Below are 6,972 nucleotides of genomic sequence, written 5' to 3'. Positions count from 1 at the left end.
TTCGCTTTGCTCACCAAGAAAAATTGTTGGTTGCGGGAGTAGGATTTGAACCTACGACCTTCAGGTTATGAGACGGATATCTTTAAGCTTATGATATTGATATTTATTGTTTTTTATCTATTATTTTGTATCACGTGCTAGAAGATGTGTTAGAAATTTCGCTATTCTGGGCTAAACAGACAGTTTTGTGTTAGATTGCCAACGCAAAACCTTTGAGGTCCAAGGAAACCAGAAGCTTTTTCAATTTTTCCGTATCAGAGCCAGACAGGCATAGACGGCATATCGCAAGACATTCACAATATTGGCGCTTCCATATACAATTCGCCAAACGCGACATTCATCTATGACCAGAAATGGCCCGTTTGCGGCCTGTCTGCAATTGGTCACGGCAACGCGGGAACTTGCCATTCCGCTAACGACCTGTCGAAATCAACACCCAATTGCCTACATTTGCGCCAAAGAGTATAAAGCTCAAATGTTTGACCGTATTGGCCTCCAACTACCCATCATCCAAGCACCTATGGCGGGGGGTATCCACGCCAAGATTAGCCGCTGCGGTTTCGGAAGCCGGGGGGCTTGGCTCAATAGGCGTCGGAGCAACAGACGCGTCGAATGCACGGATGATGGTAGCGGAGATGCGTGCCCGTACGATGCGAGCATTCAATGTGAACGTTTTCGTCCATAAAAGCCCAAGACAGGACCCCGAGCGCGAAGCGACTTGGCTGGCGGAACTCGCTCCCACGTTTAGGAAGTTCGGTGCGGAACCTCCCACAGCACTCCGAGTAATCTACAAGAGCTTCGCCGAAGACGAAGATATGCTTCGCGCCCTAGTTGATTTGCGCCCTGCTATGGTAAGCTTCCATTTTGGGTTACCCCCGGCCGCGCAGATTGCTGCATTGCGGCAAGCTGGCTGTTTCCTTGTAGCTACTGCGACAAGCATAGATGAGGCCCAAGCAGTAAAGCAAGTGGGCATCGATGCCGTCATCGCTCAAGGCTACGAAGCTGGGGGACATCGAAGCGTCTTCGATCCTTCCGCACCGGACGATTGCCTTGGAACATTGGCGCTTGCAACACCGCATGCTTGCCGCCTAATATCAACCAACAAGACGAGGCCGATGCTCCATTAATTTATGCAGCCATCAGTGCCAAATGTTCTGACGACGGACAATCGATCTTTTAGACTGTCACCGGCAACGCACCGGTTCCGTTTTCCATGATAGCGGATCATTCAATGCTTATTCCAGGTGACACCTATGAAGTGCGCGCCGTAACTCGGTCCGTTGCCGGTGACATTATCTGGAGAACGAAGACAGGTCATGTCGTCGACCTTTCTTCCTCCAACTATGATGCTGGCGCACTCGAACTGGCGATGGTCGATGTTTCTGCCCAATCCGGTATTTCTGCATTGTTCGGTGATGCATGGATCGTCGAGGATATCAATGGCGGGGGTATTATCGATAGTAGCAACTCAACGCGGAAGGCCAAATCTCCGGTTCGGGAGGCTGTAATTATTATTTTGGCAATTGCGCGGTTTCGGAGAAGGCCATCAATATGGTTGGCGGAATGGCATTGACGCAAAAGGCCTGCACCCCTGCCCTAATGCAACAGGACCAAAAACTCCTGACGGGGGACAGAAACTTATCTGCGCTGGCTTCCCATTGAGACTATCGGACGGGAGCCCTGAATCCCGGTTGGATTGCCGGGAAGCAGTGGTCCAAAGTCGGTAACGTTGTTCATGATCAGACAAATTTAAACAAATGGGTTCGAAATTTCTGCTAATATGCCGACGGCGGTGTCCATGGTATTTTGCTGAGCACCCGAAGGTCATCGGGAAGAATCGGATCATAAGGCGCGTCGTATCGAAACGACGCGTTTTCTTCTGTCCACTGGTTGACATGTTTGCCCCCGACGAACCGAATTAACGAAACGCTGCCCCAACGCGCACCAAACGGACCATGTGCTATTCCCGGTGGCCGCCAGAAATAGGCGCCGGGATACATGGTACCTTGTGGACCGGTGAGAGACCCGGAAATCACATAGGCTTCTTCTACAACGGGATGAATTTCCTGCGGACCCTCCCCTCCCTGCGGTGAAGCCTGCGGCAATATCAATGAGAGAAAAGTCCGTTCGCCAGTGTCCGGGTCTGTACGGAGATCCTTGCGCGAGATACCGAGATGTTTCAGGTTTGGGTCATTGAGCGTCATGTCCCAAGCCATCGCCGCAACGTCTAAATGGCGAATGGCTCCATTTGCTGTTTCCGCCGAGCCGTCTCCTGCTTGCCCGATCAAAATAGGTTCACGATTATAGAATGCGAGCAAGACGCAACCTTCCGGCGCGCTCATCTCGTTCCGCGTCCACCCGGCTGGTAGATAGGCATAGCTGTCCGCCGGATAGACATGGCCATCCATTTCCAACGAGCCGTCGAGCACATAAAATTCTTCGTCTGCCAGAATATGCTCCGGACCACTACGTGACCAGCCGACTGGATAGCGCACAAGTGTTGAACACGCGCCATCGGCAGGATCACGGCTCAGCAGTTTGATTTCTGCGTCCGGTCGGGCGAGACCGGGGCCAATCCGCTGCCACGGCAAGACCTGTGACTGAATAAATTCGATATGGCCGCGTTCTAGCATTAATATTCCTGTCTCTGTTGCAATGGACTACGGGAGCGTCATTGCATCGCCGGACTCGGCGCGCATTGATCCCGATCAATAAGATCGCCAGAAACTCTCACCCTGTCCGGACAACTTCTGTCTGGACATATGGTCAATTAATGTGAGATCAGATGAATGCCAAATCTGGCTGAAAGTGAAATAATATGAAGAATGTGATCGTCGCTCCTTTCAAACTCAATTGGGGAAAATGATATGACGGGCCTATGGGCGTTGCCAATATTGGCCGCAGCTGGTGCACCGGAAATTGCGACTATTCCGCAAATGCTTGTTGGTACATATAGCAATGAAGAACAGGTGTATTTTCAAAGCGATGCCGGAAAAACGCCGCCACCGTGGCTGTCACTAAAGATCGTCGAACAAGACGGCCAGTTGCTGCTTCATGAAATCAACGCCTATGGCGAGGACGCCGGACCGCCCAAACCAGTTTCATTTTCCGAAGCAAACAATGATGCGACGTTAAAAGTCGGAGATTGTGCACGATTTTTCGAGAAGAATGCGCAAGGATGGGCAATAAGCGTCCGCCAAAATCGTATGCGCTGCCAGCAAAAATATCAAATTACCAAGGTCGATGAGGGCGGGATTTCGCTAAAATTTACCGATGGCACCGAAACGCTTTTAAAACGCGCTCGCGCCGCACAATGCTGGGCGGCCGTTCCCAAAAAAGCCAAGAAGGAAGATGGCAGCACGGACTGGCTTTTTGGACAGAAGCTTGAACTGCACGATCAGGGTGGACGGGTGAAAGTCGGCGGCGGTGAGACCGGGGCAGAAGAAATCATCCTGCGGATGCGCGCTGTGCATTGGCCGCCGCCCAGCACCAACCGTCCAAGCATGGTTCTATACGTCCACAAACCCGACGATCCGGACAGCGCGATCAGCTATAGCTGGGCAGATATCGACGCAAGCCGGGTGGGTCTCAACCTTCGCTGGATGCAGGCGAGTTGCACCATCGAGGGCGCCGAGAGATCCTCGGAAATGTCGAAGACTAATTTTCGCGACTAGCTTGCACAGTCAGTCTTTGGGCAGTGTAAATACCTGACCGTCAATCGGCTGATCGACTTTGGTTTCTGTCCAGAATACCTCGTTCGATTTGCGGTCATCATAATAAAGCGTAACATGTCGTGCCTGCAACCAGCGCGGGTTCTTCAACTTTACAAAATCCCGATAAGTACGGCGGTGCCAACCTCTGGGCGTCGAGAAACCCAGAGTGCGGATCGCGTAAAATTCCTGATCGATACCGAATAGCGTTCGCGCGCCTTGCGGGTCGGTCAGCTCGACCACATAGATTTTATGCCCATCGAACCGGTCATCCGCAAGCCGGGTGACAACGAAGCCCGGTTTTTCGGCGTGCCGAATAATCCCGAACCCAAAATTAGTGGCCCAATATTTATCGGCCTGTCTTTTCGGCATTATGCCCTTCTCGGTCCAGGTGGTTTCTCCGTCATATCCGACTTCGAACAATGTTTTCTCACCGGATTTGGCGACTATTCTAACCTTGCCTTCCGCCCCGTGCGCCGACTTCCGCTGGAGATCATATTCGCGCCACATCCGGTAGTTGTCAGCTATAGATTTGGGTTCGTGACCTTTCGAACCATAGAAAACAGCATGGCCTGAAAGCGTTAGCGTTTTGGCATTGGCCCAGCCATCGCCGCCCGCTGCTTCGCGCGCAAGTGCCAATATCTCCGCGCCATCCAGTGCTCGTTCAGCGGCCGCAAGCGGCGAACCGATCAAGGCGATCATTATCAATATCAGGAATCGGATCATTCGCTTCACTTTCTATCATCGTTGTCCGGACAAATTATTCTTGCCTTGGTGCGCGGTTTGTTGTCAAACATAAATTATGACATTCATTCACCAAAAGACCATTAGCCGCCGGACCCTGTTGGGCGGCATTGCTGCCACCACAATGCTTTCGGCTTGCTCCATCGGGACCAAAAAGCACGACGCGGAGATCATTATTATCGGCGCAGGTCTGTCCGGCCTCTATGCCGCAAATCTGCTGGCGGAGGCGGGCAAGGATGTGCTGGTACTGGAAGGCAGCGACCGTATCGGCGGACGGCTTTATACCGTTGAAAGCGCTTATGGCATGACCGAAGGTGGCGGTGAGCAAGTTGGCGGAGGCTATGCGCGTATCCGGTTTATGGCGGAAAAACTGGCGGTTCCGATTACGCCTTACGGCTTTCCACCTCCCGCCACAGCGCTGCATAAGGACGGGACGCTATTAGCACAAGAAGACTGGCCGACTTTCAGTGGCAATCCGTTTAAAGGCCGGATGAAAGGTTTGACGCCGGACAGCGCATTTCCTGTAGTTGCCGGTGCCGACAATCCCCTTCCGGATCTTTCAAGCTGGAGTGACCCAGACTTTTCCAAGTACGATATTTCGGCAAGAGAATTTTTGAAGTCTAAAGGAGTTAACGAAGCCGGGATTGCAGCGATCGATCAGGCGTTTAACGCAAACAGCGTTGACAGCTATTCCATGCTCAATGCGTTCCGGACTGGCGTAGCGTTCAAGCAGGAAGCTGCCCTCGGGAAAACTGGCTATTTCGTAAACGGTGCGAAGTCCCTGCCGGAAGCGATCGCAAAAGCTTTGCCGCGTACTGTCGAGACCGGCCAGGAAATTACACGTATAGACGTGGGAGCGAACGGTGTAGAGTTAGAAAGCAAGGGCGGAAGAACCTGGCGGGCAGCGCAGGTTATCTGTGCCGTTCCCTTGCCCGTTATGGCAAAATTGAATGTCAACGCCCCACTGTCAGAAGTGCAGAAACGGGCGTTCAAGGAACTTCCCTATACCCAGATCATGCAAATTCACTTCCAGGCAAAACGCGCTTTTTGGGAGGAAGATGGCTTTGGAGCATCAATGTGGACCGATGGCCCGCTGGAGCGTCTGCTTGCCAGGCCCGGGGACGACGGTAAACCCGATGGAGTGTTGCGGGCCTGGATAAACGGCACCGGAGCAATCAACCTGAACGCCAGGACTGACGAAGAGCTTGCGGCATTGTGCTCCAGCGAACTCAAGCGCTTGCGCCCCGCCAGCGATGGCCAAGTTGATGTGTTCAAGGTCGTGCGCTGGACGGAAAGTAATCCCCTGGCGGGCGGGGCATATCTGCACTATGCGCCCGGACAGGTCGGTTGGGCCGCAGGCAATGTCGGCACTTCTGCCGGACGATTGCATTTTGCCGGGGAGCATCTCTCCGATTTGCATTTGGGCATGGAAGGCGCGATGGAAAGCGGGGAACAGGTGGCAATGCATTTGCTAAACAGCAAACCAGGTTAGACAACTCTACCGATTATACCGGCTCACACCTTCCATCAGTTCCTTCATCTTCGGTCCTGTTTCCGGCAGTTCTGCCCGCGGGATATCCAGATGATTCAAGGGGAATTCCTGAACATATTGTTCGAACACCGGCTTCACCATATCCAGTGCATAGCTTGGTATCTTTCGCCCTTCACGAAATTCTGCAATGGGAATTTCGGCTTCAATAATCCCGTCCTTATCAACACTGGGATCCTTCGCGAGTATCTTGCCGCTTGGATCCACAATGATGGACTCTCCCGCCCTGTAGTTAGCGGTGGTGGGCAACGCGATATTCGTCATCGTCGAATAGAAATTATTGATCCGCGCCATCGACGTCACATCATCCTCGGCAAAAAGTGTGGCAGTACGGATCATGATTTCCGTACCGCGCATGGAAAATGCGGCAAAGATAAACGGGTCCATCTGCACTGTACTGACCGCAATATTCCCATATTCGGTTTGCAGCACCGGGAATTCTTCTTCTGGCCCGTACATCGCGCGATATTTGTCCCGCACAGCCTCGATCGTTGTCGTCGTGATTTCGCGGTCGGGATAAATGCGCTTTATATTGCGCGATTTCCAGAACGTTTTTGCGACCTTGCCGTCGCGGCCAATAATTGTGTTCAAACTCAATATATGACCCGGCCAATCATCGTCAGTGGCATAGGTGCCGAATATAAGATAAGCATCGCACTCCTTTGCGATCTTGCCCAGCCTTTCGGTTTCTAGGCCGGGGACTTTGACTGTATATTTCAGTTTTTCGGTACGTGAGCCACCGGAGTAACCAGTAAGCGGAAATTCATGATATAAAAGAAAATCCGGTTTTTTTCCGGTTGTACAAGCCCTGCGCGCGATCTCTTCCATATGCGTGTTCCCCGTCAGCACCTATGTCACCAAATTGATGTTGTGATTTAAGGAGTGTTTTGGTTTCATCGTAGTGACGAAGGAACGAAGCATGAAACCAAAACACTCCAGCGCAAAAAAGCCCGCAGAGCGGGTGGTCAA

8 protein-coding genes are annotated in these 6,972 nt (G+C 52.3%); 5 read left to right on the top strand and 3 right to left on the bottom strand.

Annotation, left to right across the window (positions count from 1 at the left end; translation table 11 throughout):
• Nucleotides 1-440 precede the first annotated feature (440 nt).
• The 3 genes from ACN0WW_RS17160 (at nt 441) to ACN0WW_RS17150 (ending at nt 1,662) form a co-directional block, all read left to right on the top strand.
• Nucleotides 441-1,127, top strand: coding sequence for a nitronate monooxygenase (locus ACN0WW_RS17160; RefSeq protein WP_417614280.1), 687 nt, complete (start codon nt 441-443; stop codon nt 1,125-1,127).
• Between the two features lie 104 nt (nt 1,128-1,231).
• Nucleotides 1,232-1,573: a hypothetical protein gene (locus ACN0WW_RS17155; protein ID WP_417614278.1), complete on the top strand. Its 342-nt coding sequence runs from the start codon at nt 1,232-1,234 to the stop codon at nt 1,571-1,573.
• Nucleotides 1,486-1,662, top strand: a complete 177-nt coding sequence (locus ACN0WW_RS17150) for an META domain-containing protein (protein ID WP_417614282.1) — start codon at nt 1,486-1,488, stop codon at nt 1,660-1,662. Before ACN0WW_RS17155 ends, ACN0WW_RS17150 begins: the two co-directional genes overlap by 88 nt.
• Nucleotides 1,663-1,775: 113 nt before the next feature.
• On the opposite strand, the gene ACN0WW_RS17145 is transcribed toward ACN0WW_RS17150, so the two are convergent.
• The gene (locus ACN0WW_RS17145) at nt 1,776-2,633 is read right to left on the bottom strand and encodes a cupin domain-containing protein (protein WP_417614276.1); all 858 of its coding nucleotides are present in this window, start codon (nt 2,631-2,633) and stop codon (nt 1,776-1,778) included.
• Nucleotides 2,634-2,867: 234 nt separating this feature from the next.
• Here ACN0WW_RS17145 and ACN0WW_RS17140 point away from each other — a divergent pair, with 234 nt between their 5' ends.
• Nucleotides 2,868-3,674, top strand: a complete 807-nt coding sequence (locus ACN0WW_RS17140) for a hypothetical protein (protein WP_417614274.1) — start codon at nt 2,868-2,870, stop codon at nt 3,672-3,674.
• Nucleotides 3,675-3,683: 9 nt separating this feature from the next.
• Here the strand turns inward: ACN0WW_RS17140 and ACN0WW_RS17135 are convergent, their stop codons facing one another.
• Nucleotides 3,684-4,436, bottom strand: a complete 753-nt coding sequence (locus tag ACN0WW_RS17135) for a hypothetical protein (RefSeq protein ID WP_417614272.1) — start codon at nt 4,434-4,436, stop codon at nt 3,684-3,686.
• A gap of 76 nt (nt 4,437-4,512) precedes the next feature.
• On the opposite strand from ACN0WW_RS17135, the gene ACN0WW_RS17130 reads away from it, so the two are divergent.
• Nucleotides 4,513-5,946: a flavin monoamine oxidase family protein gene (locus ACN0WW_RS17130; protein ID WP_417614270.1), complete on the top strand. Its 1,434-nt coding sequence runs from the start codon at nt 4,513-4,515 to the stop codon at nt 5,944-5,946.
• Between the two features lie 6 nt (nt 5,947-5,952).
• Here ACN0WW_RS17130 and ACN0WW_RS17125 read toward each other — a convergent pair whose 3' ends face one another.
• Nucleotides 5,953-6,831, bottom strand: coding sequence for a nitrilase-related carbon-nitrogen hydrolase (locus ACN0WW_RS17125; protein WP_417614268.1), 879 nt, complete (start codon nt 6,829-6,831; stop codon nt 5,953-5,955).
• Nucleotides 6,832-6,972: the final 141 nt, after the last annotated feature.

It is taken from the genome of Parasphingorhabdus sp. (genome assembly GCF_048269865.1).
Taxonomy (GTDB): Bacteria; Pseudomonadota; Alphaproteobacteria; order Sphingomonadales; family Sphingomonadaceae; genus Parasphingorhabdus.
This window is presented reverse-complemented; position numbering and strand designations above follow the sequence as displayed.